This window comes from Streptomyces collinus (assembly GCF_031348265.1).
GTDB lineage: Bacteria > Actinomycetota > Actinomycetes > Streptomycetales > Streptomycetaceae > Streptomyces > Streptomyces collinus.
In genome coordinates, this window is sequence record NZ_CP133771.1 from 5,856,114 (window position 1) to 5,871,237 (window position 15,124).

A 15,124-nucleotide genomic window follows, 5' to 3' on the forward strand; every position below is an offset into this window, starting at 1 on the left:
GTTCACCCAGTCCCCCGATACGCCGAGAGGAGGCGAGTCCAGTGATCAGCATCTACACCAGCTCCGTCAGCACCGTGAAAATGACCGATCGCTCGGCCGTCTCCGCGTGCATGCTCGGCGTTTCGAACCTGGGCACCGGTCTGTCCGGCATTCGTGCCGTCCGTCCGGCGTCCTCCTCCGTCGCCCCCGCGGGCCTTCCCGTCCGCGAGCGCAATGAGCGACCGACCAAGGCACTGGAAGCGGCAGTAGCGGCACAGGCGCAGGCCTATGCCTTTACGGCGACCGGTGCCGGATTCCGGAAGCAGACGACGCAGCACCACCAGATGTGGGCCTTCCGTGGGCCAGAACCCTGGAGTGATCCAGCCTGATCGCCGATCAGGCCGGCGCCTTCAGGGCCGCGGAACCCCATCCGGGATCCGCGGCCCTTCTGTTTGTCCCTGACCAGGGATGACAGACCGAAGGAGCCTCGGGACAAGAAAAGAACCCGGTACCACCACCCACCGGCCAACAGGCCGGAACGACCAGACGAGGAAGACGAACCGTGCAACTCGAAGCGCACGCCCCGTCCGTACCGCCTTCCGACACGATCCCCAAGCCCGGCTCCACGGAGGACCACGCCTTGACCCCGCTCACCGCGCTCACCGCGCTCGACGACGCCATCGAGAACCTCGGCGTACCCGTCCCGTGCCGTTCGTACGACCCGGAGGTCTTCTTCGCCGAGTCGCCCGCGGACGTCGAGTACGCCAAGTCCCTCTGCCGCACCTGCCCGCTGGTCGAGGCCTGCCTCGCCGGTGCCAAGGAGCGGCGTGAGCCCTGGGGCGTCTGGGGTGGAGAGCTGTTCGTCCAGGGTGTCGTCGTCGCCCGGAAGCGGCCGCGTGGCCGCCCGCGCAAGAACCCGGTCACAGCATGAACATCGCAGGAACGATCGACCGCCCCCTCACGCACGACCCCCAGAAGCAGGCCCCGATGAAGCCGTCCACTTACGAGCCCGCAGGCTCCGCAACCCAAGACTTCACCATCACCGGCGCGAACGACTCGCGTCAGAACAGGACCCGTGAGATGCAACTCATTCCAGAAGCCATGGCTCGTGCGCATATGCGCGAGCGACTGCACGAGGCGGAGCGGGATCGCCAGGCCGCGCGCCTGGCGGCCGCCCGCCGGATGCAGCGCAGGGCGGAGCGCGCGTCGATGCGTGCCCGTCGGGCGCTCGCCATGGCGGTCATGCAGTAACCCGCGCACCCAGCGGGGGCCTCCCGGCCAGGGAGGCCGCGCTGGGTGCCGCCGCAGAACTCTCACCGCGGGGGCCGGTCCGTACCGAACGGGCCGGCCCCCGCGGTGCGTTGGGCCGACCAGGAGGGCACGCGACACCCCATCGGTGCCGGGTGCGTGGTGCCCGCCCGGGCCGGTGCGTCGTGCCCGCCCGGGCCGGTACGGCTACCCGGGCCGGTGCGGCGCTTGCCGCGGGGCGACGTACGGGGCTTGCCCCATGGCCGTGCGGCGCGCTCCGTTTGGGCTGATGCGCGCTGCGTCCCCAGGTCGGCGTGTGGTGCCTCCCCGGCGCATCTGGGGCGTTGTGCCCGCAGAAGCGCCGGGCGCGGGGATATCGTCGCGGGGTGACGAGTCCTCCTGGAGGCGACGACGGCTCCGCCACCGAGCCGCGGCGGTTCGTCTGTGCCCGCTGCGGCGCACTGGTCGGCGTCCTGACCGAAGGCCCACCCCTCACCTGGACATATTCCGTGGAGAGCGGCATCCGTCAGTACTACTGCGAGACCTGCTCCCGAGAGAACCTCAGATCCATCGAGGGACGTCTGGACTCGGACTGGTGGTGAACCCCGCGGCCGGGACTCACGCCTCCGCCACCGCCGCTTCGCCGTCCACCGGGTCCTCGGGGACGAACCCAGGCAGCCACTCCTCCAGCTCCTCACGCAACCGCACCGTCGCCCCCAGCTGACACAGCACGCCGATGGTGCTCAGTGTCACCCGGTGGATCAGCAGATAGGACGGGGGCAGGTTGAGCTGCTTGCCGAGCTGGTAGGCGGGGGAGCGGGGGTCGGCGACCCGAGCCGCCTGGCTGCGCATCCAGCCCCGGGTGAACGTGAACTCCTCGACCTGGGCCGGCTCGATGATCGGCAGCAGGTAGTCCATGACGGCGTCCGGGTCCAGCTCTATGGTCTCCTTGACGAACCCTTCCGCGCACAGCAGCTCGTAGACCGCCTCGGCCTCCCCGTCGAGAGTCATCCGCAGGGACTCGCCGATCGTGGCCGGCAGTCCCCCCGGGAGACGGTCGACCGTGCCGAAGTCCAGGACGCCCAGCCGCCAGTCGTCCTCACCCTCCGGGCCGCCGGGCAGAAGCCGGAAGTTGCCCGGGTGGGGATCGGCGTGCAGCAGGCCCGTGCGGGCGGGGCCGGAGAACAGGAAGCGGGCCAGGAGCTGACCGGCACGGTCGCGCTGCTCCTGGGTGCCGTCCGAGATGATCTCCGACAGCGGGATGCCGTCCATCCACTCCGTGACCAGGACCTGGTCGGACTGGTGCACCACCAGCGGCACGACCACGTCCGGGTCGTCCGTGAACTCCTCCGCGTGAGCCTGCTGGGCCTGGGCCTCCAGATCGTAGTCCAGCTCCTCCGAGACGCGGTCCTTCAGCTCCGCGATCAGCGGCTTGATGTCCATGCCGGGGATCAGCGGACCGAGCAGACGCGAGAAGCGGCTCAACTGGGTCAGGTCCGACAGCAGGGCCTCACCGGCACCCGGGTACTGCACCTTGACCGCCACCTCGCGGCCGTCGTGCCACACTCCCCGGTGGACCTGGCCGATCGAGGCGGCTGCGGCGGGCTTGTCCTCGAACTCCAGGAACAGCTCGTGCCAGTCCTCGCCGAGCCGCTCCTCCAGCACCGCGTGCACGGTGCGGGTCGGCATGGGCGGCGCCGCCTCCTGAAGCTTGGTCAGCGCGGCCCGGTAGGGGCCGGCCACCTCCTCGGGCAGCGCGGACTCGAAGACCGACAGGGCCTGGCCGAACTTCATCGCCCCGCCCTTGAGCTCGCCGAGCACCTTGAACAGCTGCTCCGCCGTGCGCTGTTGGAGTTCCCGGCCGACGAGTTCGGCGGACTCGCCGACGATCCGCTTGCCGAATCCCCAGGTGGCCCGCCCGGCGATGCCGAGCGGGAGCGCGGCGAGCTTGGCGGTCCGGGTAACCGCCTTCCGGGGAAGATCAGACATGCGCCCTCCAAGTCCCAGCCGGCCGCTCCGCCTCTGCCTCACGGCACTGCTCCGACGGCCGTTGCACCGCCATTGTCTCGTGCGGCTCCCCGTCCTCCGAGGGGTGCTCCCCTTTTCCTCTCTCCGCCGCCCCGCACGAGCATGCCGGATGGGCCAGGACCGGCCGCGCTTGCCAGTGGAGAGCCGGGACGGAGACCTCCCAGTGGGCGCCGGCGCTGGACGGAACCCGGCCGTCCAGGAAAGCGAGCGCATGGGCGGCGGCCAGCCCGGCCACGGTCGTGGCCAGCGTCAGGTCGCAGGGCCGCACCTGCCGCTGCCTGCCGGAGCGCCACTGGGCGATCAGGCGCGGCCAGGCCTGGTCCCGGTCGGTGCGGTCCTCGTGCAGACAGCCGGCGCAGCCCGTCTCCCCGGGGAGGACGAACGGGCCGACCACACCGGTGCCCTCCACGACACCGGCGTACAGATGGGGGGTCCCGGAGGCCATCAGCGGCTCGGCGGTGGCCGGGTCGGGCGCGTGCACGGCGACATCGTCACGTGGGGCGAGGATCACCAGTGAGAATCCCGGGTCGCCGTCCTCCGTGGAAGCCTCGGCCGGTGCACGGCGGGGCGGCCGGTCCGGGGCCGCCCGGCGCACGGCACGGCGGGCCGACTCGTCCCGGCGGTCGCCGACGGATTCCGGGGGGAGCCCGCCCGGCGCCACGTCCCACGGCTCCACGCAACCACCATCGAGCACATCCACCTCGCCCACGCCGGCTCCGGCCAGGAGCGAGGCCAGCACGGCACCCACCCGGCCGGCACCCCGCACCTGCACGCGCTGCGATCGCCGGGCGGCCAGCCGCCCGATCGCGTCGCCGGGCGCGGAGGTCGTCAAGGACAGGGAGGCGAGGTCGGGGCGCAGCCGGTCCAGCACCTCCTTCTTCTTCCGCAGGGCGTCGGCGGCCGGTCCGCCGCCCCGGGAGTCGTCCAGCAGCCCGGCTCGCGTGAGACCACGCACCAGTCCGTCGACATGACCGTCGGGCAGGTCCATGCGGCGTCCCTCCTCGCGCAACAGCTCCAGCCCCCGCGTGCCGTTCAGCAGGTCGAGGAAGCTGCCCGTCGCCAGGTCCATCGGGCCGAGCGTCATCGCGTGCGCCGGTGTCATCCCGAACTGCACGGTCTTGAGGTCGCGCCAGCCGCGCCTGAGCGCGGGTTTCACCATCGGATGCATGACAGGCCCCCGTGTGCCGTAGATCGTCCCCGTATGCCGGCGGAGCGAGGATGCGGACCCTGGCCGGTCACGCCGGGGCCGGTCGCATGCATGCCCTGGAGCGCAGCCGCGACCGGACCCGGGCCTGACCCGCGTACAGCCGCGGCCCGACCCGAGCACAGGCCTGAACCGGTGCAGGCCTGACCTGCGTACAGGCGCGGCCCGTGCGCGGACCGGACCCCAGTGCGGGCACGGCCCCTGGTCCCGGACCGATCCGTCATCGCTTCGCCGACGAGATCCAGCATGCCCAAACCCGCCGACGGCTGCCGAAAGTTGTCCACAGGTGCGAGTATTCGTCGTACAAATCCGGCGGCCGGTGGGGGCGGCGGCACCGAACCGTCCCGGAGTCGGGACTTCCCCGTGTGCAGCGGGTAACGTCGGGGCGTGCCCGCCGACCCACTGCACCGCGCCGGAACCGCACAGCGCAGCACGACGAGCCAGCCGCCGAGCGGCTCGGGGGCGAGCGCGATCGAGGTCCGCAGGAGCACCCGCCGACGCAGAACGGTCTCCGCGTACCGCGAGGGCGATCGCACCGTGGTGCTCATCCCCGCCCGGATGTCCGAGGCGGAGGAGCAGCGCTGGGTGAACGTCATGCTCGACAAGCTGGCCGCCCAGGAGAGCAAGCGGGCCCTCGGCGACGCCGAGCTGGCCGAACGCGCCCGGCGTCTTTCGGACCAGTACTTCGCGGGACGGGCCCGGCCCGCGTCGGTGCGCTGGGTGACCAATCAGAACACGCGGTGGGGGTCCTGCACCCCCTCCGAGGGCAGCATCCGCCTCTCACACCGCCTCCAGGGCATGCCCGAATACGTCGTCGACTACGTCCTCGTCCACGAACTCGCCCATCTGCTCGTTCCCGGACACGGACCTCGCTTCTGGGAACTCCTGGAGGCCTATCCGCGCACGGAGCGGGCCCGCGGATACCTCGAAGGCGTGGTCGCCGCCGAGCGGTTGCCCCATGTGCCCGGCGCCCGGGGTGAGAGCCCCGTGGGGTGACCGACCGCTTCCCGCAAGCGAACGGCCGATACGGCTGTGCGGGCGTTGTGTACCGGCTCTGTACCGACCTCGTCCGGTGTCCGAGTTTGCCGTTAGCCTGGCGCGACGCACTCACGCTCTGGATGGGGGACGGTCGTTACGCATGGCCAGGGAATTCCAACGCGGCCACAAGGCCAGGATCAGTGACCTCACCGCGGGCATGGATCTGTACGTAGGCGTACAGATCGCCGGCCCCGGGCTGAGCTTCGACATCAGCTGCTTCGGACTCGACGCCGACGAACGTCTCTCGGACGACCGGTACTTCGTCTTCTTCAACCAGCCGAAGTCCCCCGAGGAGTCGATTCAGCTCCTGGGCGCCCAGGCGGGCGACACGGAGTCCTTCCGGGTGACGCTCGACCGGATCCCGTCGCAGATCCAGAAGCTGTCCTTCACGGCGACCATCGACGGCGCCGGGCAGATGTCGCAGATCGCCTCCGGCTACATCCGGATCGTCGCGGGCGGCGAGGAGGTGGCGCGCTACTCCTTCAACGGCTCGGAGTTCTCCACCGAACGGGCCGTGATGCTGGGCGATTTCTACCTCAAGGACGTCTGGCGGTTCGCCGCCGTCGGGCAGGGCTTCGACGGCGGCCTGGACGCGCTGCTCAAGAACTTCGGCGGCGAGGTGGCCGAGGAGGAGGCGCCCGCGCCCGCCCCGCAGCAGCCGCAGGCCGGCGCCGCCCCGGGCTTCGCGCCGCCCGCGTTCGGAGTCCCCGGAACCGCGGAACCCGCCCCGGCGGCGCCTCCGGCTCCCGCGCCCCAGCCCGCCGCGCAGGGCTTCGCTCCCCCGCCCGGCCCTACCCCGCCTCCGGCCCCGGCTCCCGCGCCCCAGGTGCACGCCGCTCCGACCATCGTCGCGCCCCTGAACACCCCGCCCGGCGGTTCCCCGGTACCGCCCCCGGCACCCGCGCCGTACGGCCCGCCGGGCCAGCAGCCGCCGCAGTACGGCCAGGTCCCCGGCCAGACGGCCCCGCCGCCTCCCGGTTACGGCCAGCCCCAGGCGCCCCACGCCCCGGCCCCGCCGCCCGGTTACGGCCAGCCGACGCCGCCCCCGGGCTACGGCCAGCAGCCGCCGTTCGGACAGGCCCCCTACGGAGCCCCGCAGGGCGTCCCTCACGGAGCCCCGCAAGGTGCTCCTCAAGGCGCTCCCCAGGGCCCCGGCGTGTCCGCCGCGCTCCAGCAGTTCAAGGAGACGCCGACCGGGCAGCGGTGGACGCAGCAGAACAAGAAGCTCGTCCGCGTCGACCTCGGCATCGGCGGACAGCCCGTGCTGGCCCGGCAGGGCAGCATGGTGCTGTACCAGGGCAAGGTCGACTTCAGCTACAAGGGCGCCGGCTTCTCCGGCCGGATCGTGGGCAACGCGACCGGCCAGGAGATGCAGCTGATGCGCTGCACGGGTCAGGGCCAGGTGTTCCTCGCCGAGAACTCGACCATGCTGCACCCCCTCGAACTGCAGGGCGACGCCGTCTGCGTCTCCGCCGAGAACGTCCTCGCGTTCGACGAGAGCCTCCAGTACGAGGTCCGCCGCATCGAGGGCCACGGCATCCCCGGCGGCGCGCTGTTCACCATGCAGTTCCAGGGCACCGGCACGATCGTCGTGAAGACGCACGGCACGCCCGTGGTGCTCCCCGTCACGCCCACCACGTTCGCCGACTGCAACGCCGTGGTCGCCTGGTCGGCCGCCGCCCAGGTCGTCGTCTCCAGCCAGGTGCGGATGCGTCGCAACGCCTACCCCGGTGACACAGGGGAGAGCGTCAACCTCCAGTTCCGGGGAGCGCCCGGCAACTTCATCGTCGTCCAGCCGTACGAGGTCTGAGGGAGCCCGTCATGACACAGCAGCTCGCGGGCCATGCCCCCGCACCCGTCACCGCCCGCATGGAGAACCACGGCAACCACATGCTGAAGGTCGCCATGCAGACCGGGAACGACCTCCTCGCGCGCGTGGGGTCGATGGTCGCCTACGAAGGCTTCGTGCAGTACGAGCCCAATCCGCCGGCCGTGCGCCAGATCGCCAAGGACTGGATGACCGGCGAGGGCGCGCCCCTGATGAAGTGCTCCGGCGACGGCCTGCTCTACCTCGCCGACTACGGGGCGAACGTCGTCGTCCTCAACCTCAACGGCGACGGCATCTCGGTGAACGCCACCAACCTGCTCGCCTTCGACGCCCACTTGACGTGGGGCGTGGAGCGGGTCAAGGGCCTGGCGAAGTTCGCCGGGCAGGGCCTGTGGAACACCAAGATCTCCGGGCAGGGCTGGGTCGCGCTGACCTCCCGGGGCAAGCCCATCGTCGTCGACTGCGGAGGCGGCGAGGACGAGACGTACGTCGACCCCGACGCGCTCGTCGCCTGGTCCCCGAACCTCAAGGTGAAGGGCAAGCGCAGCTTCCGGGCCCAGTCGCTGATCGGCCGCGGCAGCGGCGAGGCCTACCAGATGGCCTTCTCCGGTCAGGGCATCGTCGTCGTCCAGCCCAGCGAGGACAGCACCGACCGTCTCCGGGTCCGGGGCTGAGGGGGAACCACACGCCATGCAGAGCCCGATTTTCGCCTACAACGAGCAGCAGACCCAGGAGCGCTGGAGTCTGCAGAACAAGCAGATGCTGCGCGTCGCCCTGGAGGGCCACGACGACATCCTGGCCCGCAAGGGCACCATGGTCGCCTACCAGGGCCTCGTCGAGTTCGACGCCGAGTTCCAGAGCAACCAGCAGTCACGCGCGCGTGCGCAGACCGGGGAGGGCCTCGACCTGATGCGCTGCCACGGGCAGGGCACGGTCTACCTCGCCAACCTCAAGCAGCACGTGCACGTCATGGAGGTGGACCAGGACGGCCTCACCGTCGACAGCAGCTACGTGCTGGCGATGGACTCCTCCCTGCATCACGAGGTCATCGCTGTGGACAGCCTCTACGGCATCTCCGGCTCCGGGAAGTACCAGCTCAACATCTCGGGCCGGGGCAAGGTCGCTCTGATGACCTCCGGGATGCCGCTGCTGCTGCAGGTGACGCCCGACAAGTACGTCAACTGCGACGCCGACGCGATCGTCGCCTGGTCGACCAGTCTGCGCGTGCAGATGCAGGCCCAGACACACTCCTCCGGGGTGTGGCGGCGCCGCGGCAGCACCGGCGAGGGCTGGGAGCTGAGCTTCATGGGCAGCGGCTTCGCGCTCGTCCAGCCGAGCGAGCTGCTGCCGCCGCAGGGCGCCCAGATCGGCTCGGGCCTCGCCGCGCAGTACGGCATGGGGCAGCAGGGAGCGCGCGGGCAGAACCAGGGCAACGCCTGGAGCTGAGTGCTCCGCGGGTTCGGCCGGTGGTCCCAGGGGGCTGCCGGCCGGTTCCCGGCTGCGGGCCGTGTGTGGCTGGTCGCGCCCACGCGGCCGGAGCCGCATATCGGCACAGCCCCGCGCCCCGCGAGGGGCGCAGCCCGCTGTCAGGACCGAAAGCCGGTCACGACCGAAAGCCGGTCACGACCGATAGGCCGTCAGGTCCGGAAGGCCGTCAGGACCGAAAGTAAGGGGCGCCCGCCATGGCGGGCGCCCCTTACGCATCCTCAGGCCGCGAGTCTCGCGCGCGTGGCCTCCAGCAGCCGTATCACCGACGCGTCGGCCACGCCCGGCACCTCGTCGTAGCCGAACCAGCGCACGTCGAGCGACTCGTCGCTGATCGTGTGCGCGGCGTCCGGCGGCGCCACGACCGCGTACTGGACGTCGAAGTGGCAGTGGCACGGCGGCGGGATCGGATGCCGGTCCAGACGCACCGGGCCGCCGGGCAGCAGGGAGAGCCCCGAGACACCGGACTCCTCCGTCGCCTCGCGCAGGGCCGCTGCCGCCAGGGTGGCGTCACCGGGCTCGCAGTGGCCGCCCATCTGCAGCCACATCTGCAGCTTCTTGTGCAGGGTCAGCAGTACCCGGCCGCCCTCGGGGTCGATCACCAGCGCGCTCGCCGTGACGTGCCCGGCCTGACAGGCCTTCCACAAGCCGTCCGGGTGCTCCGCCAGGTGGTCCAGATAGGCCTGGCGCAGCTCCGTCTGGTCCTCGTACCCCTTCAGCACGAGGACCGCGTCGTCGTACAGGCTCACCCGGCGTCGTCGCCCTTGTTCTTGTCCTCGCCCTCGTCCTTCTTCTTGAGGTCGGGCTTGTCCGCCGCCTCGCCGAGCATCTTGTCCAGCTCGGAGAAGTCGATCTGCTCGCGGTGCACGAAGCCGTCCGGGTCGTCCAGGTCGGACGCCGTCGGCAGCATGTCCGGGTGGTGCCACAGGTCATCCCGGCCGTCGACACCGCGCGCGTCGGTGAGCGAGGCCCACAGACGGGAGGCGTCCCGCAGACGGCGCGGGCGCAGCTCCAGGCCGATCAGCGTGGCGAACGTCTGCTCGGCCGGACCGCCCGAGGCGCGGCGGCGGCGCAATGTCTCGCGCAGGGCGTCGGCGGACGCCAGGCGGGGCTTCGCGGCGGCGTGGACCACCGCGTCCACCCAGCCCTCCACGAGCGCCAGAGCCGTCTCCAGACGGGCCAGGGCGGCCTTCTGCTCGGGCGTGTCCTCCGGCTGGAACATGCCCTGCTGGAGAGCCTCCTGCAGCTGCTCCGGATTCTGCGGGTCGAACTGGCCGACCACGTCCTCCAGCTTGGCCGTGTCGACCTTGATCCCGCGCGCGTAGCCGTCGACCGCACCGAACAGATGCGAGCGCAGCCACGGCACGTGCGCGAAGAGGCGCTGGTGGGCGGCCTCGCGCAGGGCGAGATACAGCCGCACCTCCTCCTGGGGGACGCTCAGGTCCTTGCCGAACGTCTCGATGTTCACCGGTAGCAGCGCGGCCTTGCCGGCCGGGCCGAGCGGCAGGCCGATGTCGGACGAACCGACGACCTCGCCGGCGAGCACGCCGACGGCCTGCCCGATCTGCGTGCCGAACATGGCGCCGCCCATCGAGCGCATCATGCCGATCAGCGGGCCGGCCATGGCCTGCATCTCTTCCGGCAGGACGTCGCCCATGGCGGTGCCGACGCGCTCGGCTACCGGGTCCACGAGCTCCTTCCAGGCGGGCAGGGTGGCCTCGACCCACTCCGCGCGGCTCCAGGCCACCGCGGAGGCGGCGCCGGAGGGCAGGGAGGTGGCATCGTCGAGCCACAGATCGGCCAGGCGGACGGCTTCCTCGACGCCCTTGCGGTCGGCGGGGCCGACGCTGGCGTCCTTGGTGCCGTCCGGACTGCCCTGGGAGACCGTCTGGCGGGCGATCTGCTTCGCCATGTCCCAGTTCACCGGGCCGCCCTCGTAGGAGAGCATCTGGCCCAGCTGCTGGAACGCGGCGCCCAGGTCGGTGGGGTTCAGCGACCCGAACATGGCTGCGAACGGATTGTCCGCACCGGGGCCGCCAGGGCCACCGGGGCCCGAGCCGAAGCCACCGGCTCCGGGCAGGCCGCCGAATCCGAACGGGTTGGCCGGTCCCTGACCACCACCGCTCTGCTGGTCCTTCTTCTTGCCCTCGTCGCCGTCGTCCGGCTCCTCCGGCGGAAGGCCGAATCCGAATGGGGTGTCACTCACGGGATTCCTCGGCTGGTAGGGCCGCCGGTTCTTTCCGGCGGCACGGCTGCCCGACAACACCACCCAGCGTAGACACCTGGGGCGGATCGGGCCTCGGTGCTTCGCCGACTGACAGCCTGCGGCAGGATGGATGCCACCTGGTACGCACGCGTCGGACGCGCTCGTACTGAAGACAACCGCTGGAGACGCCCGGTGAGTTCCCCAGATCCGCAGGTTCGCGCAGCGCGAAACCAGTCAACCAGTTCCGCGAGCCCCGCGGCACGTGGACCCGTCGTCGCGGTCACCGGCGCCGCGTACGGCGTAGGAGCCCTGCTCACCGAGCAGCTCGCCGCATCCGACGAGGTCAAGCAGGTCGTCGCCATCGACGAGCGGCGCGGCGAGTGCGCGTCGGCCCAGTGGCACATCCTGGACGTACGGGATCCGGCCATCGCGGACAAACTGCGCGGCGCCGACGTGGTGGTGCACCTCGCACTGGATCTCGATCTGGAAACCGACGCGGCCGCCCGAACGGCCTACAACGTACGGGGGACGCAGACCGTCCTGACGGCCGCCGCGGCGGCCGGAGTGCACCGGGTCGTGCTCTGCACCTCGGCGATGGTCTACGGGGCGCTGCCCGACAACGAGCTGCCGCTGTCCGAGGACGCCGAGCTGCGCGCCACGGCCGAGGCGACCGGCGTCGGCGACCTCCTGGAGATCGAACGGCTGGCGAGGCGCGCGCCCCGGGCGCACCCGGGGCTCAACGTCACCGTGGTACGGCCCGCCGTGCTGGTGGGCGGAGGCACGGACACCGCGCTGACCAGGTACTTCGAGTCTCCCCGGCTCCTCGTCGTCGCCGGGTCGCGGCCCGCGTGGCAGTTCTGCCACGTCGAGGACCTGTGCAGCGCGCTGGAGTACGCCGTCCTGGAGAAGGTCGACGGGGAGCTGACCGTCGGATGCGACGGCTGGCTGGAGCAGGAGGAGGTCGAGGAGCTCAGCGGGATCCGCCGGATGGAGCTGCCGTCGGCGGTCGCGCTGGGCGCGGCGGCGCGGCTGCACCGGATCGGGCTCACGCCGTCCCCGGCCGGGGACCTGGCGTACACGATGTACCCCTGGGTGGTGAGCGGGAGCCGGCTGCACGACGCCGGGTGGCGGCCGCAGTACACCAACGAGGAGGTGCTGGCGGAACTCCTGGAGGAGGTCGCCGGCCGGCACACGGTCGCCGGGCGGCGGCTGGGCCGCAAGGACGCGACGGCCGCGGGTGCCGCGGGCGCGACGGTGGCGCTGCTGGGTGCCGCCGCGGTGGTACGGCGGGCGCGGAAGGCCCGGCGGCGGATCTGAGGAACCCGCCGCCGGAACCGCAGCAGAGGGCCGCCCCTGTAGGAGGCTCCAAACGCGTACGCGCGCGTGCCGGTCGATGGCTCTATTCCGTGCCGTCCGTCGCGTGCGGCACGATGGGGGCATGGCAACCACGAACGATCACCCCGGTGAGCAGGCCGCGCAGGATCCGATCAAGCTGATCGGGATCCGGGACTCGGCCCTCTCCCTGGACGAGGTGTTCCGGGCCGTCGGGGACGACGCGGCCGGGGGCACCGCGCTCTTCGTGGGAACCGTGCGGAACCACGACGGGGGCGCCGACGTCGAGGAGCTGGGGTATTCGTGCCACCCCAGCGCGGAGGCCGAGATGCGGCGGATCGCCGAGAAGGTCGCCGCCGAGTTCCCGGTGCGGGCCCTGGCGGCCGTGCACCGCGTCGGGGATCTCCGGGTCGGGGACCTGGCCGTGGTCGTGGCGGTCTCCTGCCCGCATCGCGGGGAGGCCTTCGAGGCCTGCCGGAAGCTGATCGACGACCTCAAGCACGAAGTGCCCATCTGGAAGCACCAGAAGTTCTCCGACGGCACAGAGGAATGGGTGGGGGCCTGTTGACGCGGAAGCGGCCTTCCGGTTGCGTAACCGCACCCCTGGCGTGAGCGTTGTCACTGCGGATCGTTAATCTGCTGATCAGTCAGTTGCGGACGTTCAAAGGGGTTGGAGGTCGGCATGGCGGCGCTCGCCTGGTTGCTGATTCCGCTTGTGGCTGCCATCGGCGCGGGGCTCTGGGGCAGTTGGGCCAACCGGACCCGCAGGGTCCGCAACGACGGCCCGGAGCTCACCGGCTACGCCCGCTTCCGCGAGGCCATGGAGAAGCCCCGGCCGGGTGCCTGATGGTCGAAGAAACAGCAGGTCACAGGCGTTGGAAAGCGCAGGGCGGCCCCGGACGGGCGGCCCTGACGGTGCGCTGACAGGACCGTCCCGTACTGTCGAGTCATGCCACGCCGCACCGCGACGATGCTCGCCTCCACCCTGATGCTGATCGCGCTCCTGTGCGCGGGAGTGTTCATCCCCGTGCCCTACGCGGAGATGTCCCCGGGGCCGACGGTGAACACGCTGGGCGATCACGACGGTGAGCCGGTGCTGCAGATCGCGGGGAAGAAGACCTACGCGACCAGTGGCCATCTGAACATGACCACGGTCCGGGTCACGAGCGCCGACTATCGGATGAACCTGGTCGAAGCCGTCTACGGCTGGCTCGCACACGACAACAAGGTCGTGCCGCACGAGACGCTCTACCCGGACGGCAAGACCGAGGAGCAGTCCACCCAGGAGAACGCCGAGGAGTTCAGCCAGTCCCAGGAGAGCGCCAAGGTCGCCGCCCTGAAGCAGCTGGACGTTCCGGTGAAGTCCTGGGTGATCGTCTCGACCGTCGTCAAGGGCTCCCCGGCCCAGGGCAAGCTGCACGCGGGGGACGTGATCAAGGCCGTCGACGGTACGGCGGTGAAGGAGCCGAACGACGTCGCGAAGCTCGTCACCAAGCACAAGCCGGGCCAGGACGTCCGCTTCACGATCGTGCCGGCCAAGGAGCAGGCCGCCGCGGAGAAGGAGAGGCGGACGCCGACCAGGACGCAGGACATCAGCATGACCACCACGACGTCCGACGACACCGGTGAGAAGCGCGCCATCGTCGGGATCTCCGCGGGCACCGACCACACGTTCCCGTTCACCATCGACATCAAGCTCGCCGACGTCGGCGGGCCGAGCGCCGGGCTGATGTTCGCTCTCGGCATCTACGACAAGCTCACCCCGGGCAGCCTGACCGGCGGCAAGTTCGTGGCGGGCACCGGCACGATCGACGACGCCGGCAAGGTCGGACCGATCGGCGGCATCGAGATGAAGACCGTGGGCGCGCGGGCCAAGGGCGCGCAGTACTTCCTGACGCCCGCCGTCAACTGCGCGGCCGCCGCCAAGGACACCCCCGACGGCCTCACCCTGATCAAGGTGGGCACCATCAGGGACGCCCTGGGGGCCCTGAAGGACATCCGTAGCGGCGACACCGCGGATCTGCCGAAGTGCGGTAAGTAGCCGAAGAACCAAGGGCCCGGAAATGCCGGGCCCTGTGGTCCTCGGCGCTCGCTACTCCTCGAAGGTCGCCGCCAGCGCCTCCGCCAGCCCCGGGACCAGGTCGGAGCCGGTCAGGACCTCGGTGGGGGAGTCCTTCTCGCGCAGCCGCAGGGCCGACTCGCGCGTGCCGTCACGCAGGACCGCAACCGTCATGCGGACCTCCTGGCGGTCCGCGTGTTCCGCCACCCACTTCGTGAGCGCGGCCTCGCTCAGACCCTTGGGAACCTGGGCCTCCGCGGACGGCGGCAGCATCAGGCGCTCCACCGCGAGGGCGCAGCCTGCCACCGCGTCGGGCCAGGCGATGGTGGCGAGGAACTCGTCGAGGGGCTTGCCCGTTGGAACTTCGTCCTGCTCGATCGGGGTGAGGCCGGCGTTCTCCGACTCTTCGTCCAGACCGAGCCGGTCCGCGAGCGTGGGTTGTTCGGCCCGCAGTCGTGCGGTGTCGACAAGGGCGAAAAGGCGGGCCGGCTGGTCCCAGCCGAGGCCTGAGACGTACTCGTCGATCTCGAGTACGGCCCGGGTGAGCGGGTTCGCAGCCATGGGAGTGTTGGACATGGTCACAATCCTGCCTCGTTCCCGGCCGGAATCGGGAACCGAGTAAACGGTGAGTAAGTTGCATAGGTGGGGGCCCACGATCACGGGGGCCACGCACGGTCCGTGAAGACGCGGGCCTGACGAATCAACAGCGAACTTCGA

At 71.2% G+C, this 15,124-nt stretch carries 17 protein-coding genes; 12 read left to right on the top strand and 5 right to left on the bottom strand.

Annotation, left to right across the window (positions count from 1 at the left end; all coding sequences use genetic code 11):
• Positions 1-41: 41 nt before the first annotated feature.
• From RFN52_RS26745 to RFN52_RS26760, 4 genes are all read left to right on the top strand, one after another.
• Positions 42-368 carry a hypothetical protein gene (locus tag RFN52_RS26745; protein ID WP_078625720.1) on the top strand — a complete coding sequence of 109 codons (327 nt, stop codon included), beginning with the start codon at positions 42-44 and terminating at the stop codon, positions 366-368.
• A 173-nt stretch (positions 369-541) separates the two neighbouring features.
• Positions 542-910, top strand: a complete 369-nt coding sequence (locus RFN52_RS26750; protein ID WP_184849753.1) for a WhiB family transcriptional regulator — start codon at positions 542-544, stop codon at positions 908-910.
• Positions 907-1,230 carry a putative WhiB-interacting protein gene (locus tag RFN52_RS26755; RefSeq protein ID WP_184849755.1) on the top strand — a complete coding sequence of 108 codons (324 nt, stop codon included), beginning with the start codon at positions 907-909 and terminating at the stop codon, positions 1,228-1,230. Before RFN52_RS26750 ends, RFN52_RS26755 begins: the two co-directional genes overlap by 4 nt.
• A 383-nt stretch (positions 1,231-1,613) precedes the next feature.
• Positions 1,614-1,829 (top strand): hypothetical protein, encoded by a 216-nt coding sequence (locus RFN52_RS26760; RefSeq protein WP_184849757.1) that lies wholly within the window; start codon positions 1,614-1,616, stop codon positions 1,827-1,829.
• 16 nt (positions 1,830-1,845) lie between these two features.
• On the opposite strand, the gene RFN52_RS26765 is transcribed toward RFN52_RS26760, so the two are convergent.
• A complete protein-coding gene (locus RFN52_RS26765) occupies positions 1,846-3,216 on the bottom strand; it encodes an ABC1 kinase family protein (RefSeq protein WP_184849759.1) in 1,371 nt (456 codons plus the stop codon).
• Entirely contained in the window at positions 3,209-4,423 is a 1,215-nt protein-coding gene (locus RFN52_RS26770) for a TOMM precursor leader peptide-binding protein (RefSeq protein WP_184849761.1), read from the bottom strand. Before RFN52_RS26770 ends, RFN52_RS26765 begins: the two co-directional genes overlap by 8 nt.
• A 423-nt stretch (positions 4,424-4,846) precedes the next feature.
• Here RFN52_RS26770 and RFN52_RS26775 point away from each other — a divergent pair, with 423 nt between their 5' ends.
• The 4 genes from RFN52_RS26775 (at position 4,847) to RFN52_RS26790 (ending at position 8,771) form a co-directional block, all read left to right on the top strand.
• On the top strand, positions 4,847-5,455 hold the full coding sequence (locus tag RFN52_RS26775; RefSeq protein WP_184849763.1) for a M48 metallopeptidase family protein: 609 nt from the start codon (positions 4,847-4,849) through the stop codon (positions 5,453-5,455).
• Between the two features lie 142 nt (positions 5,456-5,597).
• The gene (locus tag RFN52_RS26780; protein ID WP_184849765.1) at positions 5,598-7,307 is read left to right on the top strand and encodes a TerD family protein; all 1,710 of its coding nucleotides are present in this window, start codon (positions 5,598-5,600) and stop codon (positions 7,305-7,307) included.
• A gap of 11 nt (positions 7,308-7,318) precedes the next feature.
• Positions 7,319-7,999 (top strand): AIM24 family protein, encoded by a 681-nt coding sequence (locus tag RFN52_RS26785; RefSeq protein WP_184849767.1) that lies wholly within the window; start codon positions 7,319-7,321, stop codon positions 7,997-7,999.
• A gap of 16 nt (positions 8,000-8,015) precedes the next feature.
• On the top strand, positions 8,016-8,771 hold the full coding sequence (locus tag RFN52_RS26790) for an AIM24 family protein (RefSeq protein ID WP_184849769.1): 756 nt from the start codon (positions 8,016-8,018) through the stop codon (positions 8,769-8,771).
• Between the two features lie 260 nt (positions 8,772-9,031).
• Here RFN52_RS26790 and RFN52_RS26795 read toward each other — a convergent pair whose 3' ends face one another.
• Together RFN52_RS26795 and RFN52_RS26800 are read right to left on the bottom strand one after the other, a co-directional pair.
• Complete coding sequence (locus tag RFN52_RS26795) at positions 9,032-9,559, bottom strand: NUDIX hydrolase (protein WP_184849771.1); 528 nt, start codon at positions 9,557-9,559, stop codon at positions 9,032-9,034.
• Positions 9,556-11,016 (bottom strand): zinc-dependent metalloprotease, encoded by a 1,461-nt coding sequence (locus RFN52_RS26800; RefSeq protein WP_184849773.1) that lies wholly within the window; start codon positions 11,014-11,016, stop codon positions 9,556-9,558. Before RFN52_RS26800 ends, RFN52_RS26795 begins: the two co-directional genes overlap by 4 nt.
• A gap of 192 nt (positions 11,017-11,208) precedes the next feature.
• Here RFN52_RS26800 and RFN52_RS26805 point away from each other — a divergent pair, with 192 nt between their 5' ends.
• The 4 genes from RFN52_RS26805 to RFN52_RS26820 all read left to right on the top strand — a co-directional run bounded on the left by RFN52_RS26805 (position 11,209) and on the right by RFN52_RS26820 (position 14,389).
• Positions 11,209-12,333: an SDR family oxidoreductase gene (locus tag RFN52_RS26805; RefSeq protein ID WP_107455551.1), complete on the top strand. Its 1,125-nt coding sequence runs from the start codon at positions 11,209-11,211 to the stop codon at positions 12,331-12,333.
• 121 nt (positions 12,334-12,454) lie between these two features.
• Positions 12,455-12,916 carry a molybdenum cofactor biosynthesis protein MoaE gene (locus RFN52_RS26810; protein WP_062928968.1) on the top strand — a complete coding sequence of 154 codons (462 nt, stop codon included), beginning with the start codon at positions 12,455-12,457 and terminating at the stop codon, positions 12,914-12,916.
• 147 nt (positions 12,917-13,063) lie between these two features.
• The gene (locus RFN52_RS26815; protein ID WP_268254250.1) at positions 13,064-13,195 is read left to right on the top strand and encodes a hypothetical protein; all 132 of its coding nucleotides are present in this window, start codon (positions 13,064-13,066) and stop codon (positions 13,193-13,195) included.
• A 102-nt stretch (positions 13,196-13,297) separates the two neighbouring features.
• Positions 13,298-14,389 carry a YlbL family protein gene (locus RFN52_RS26820; protein ID WP_184849775.1) on the top strand — a complete coding sequence of 364 codons (1,092 nt, stop codon included), beginning with the start codon at positions 13,298-13,300 and terminating at the stop codon, positions 14,387-14,389.
• Positions 14,390-14,440: 51 nt separating this feature from the next.
• Here RFN52_RS26820 and RFN52_RS26825 read toward each other — a convergent pair whose 3' ends face one another.
• On the bottom strand, positions 14,441-14,983 hold the full coding sequence (locus RFN52_RS26825) for a PPA1309 family protein (protein WP_184849777.1): 543 nt from the start codon (positions 14,981-14,983) through the stop codon (positions 14,441-14,443).
• Between the last annotated feature and the right edge of the window lie 141 nt (positions 14,984-15,124).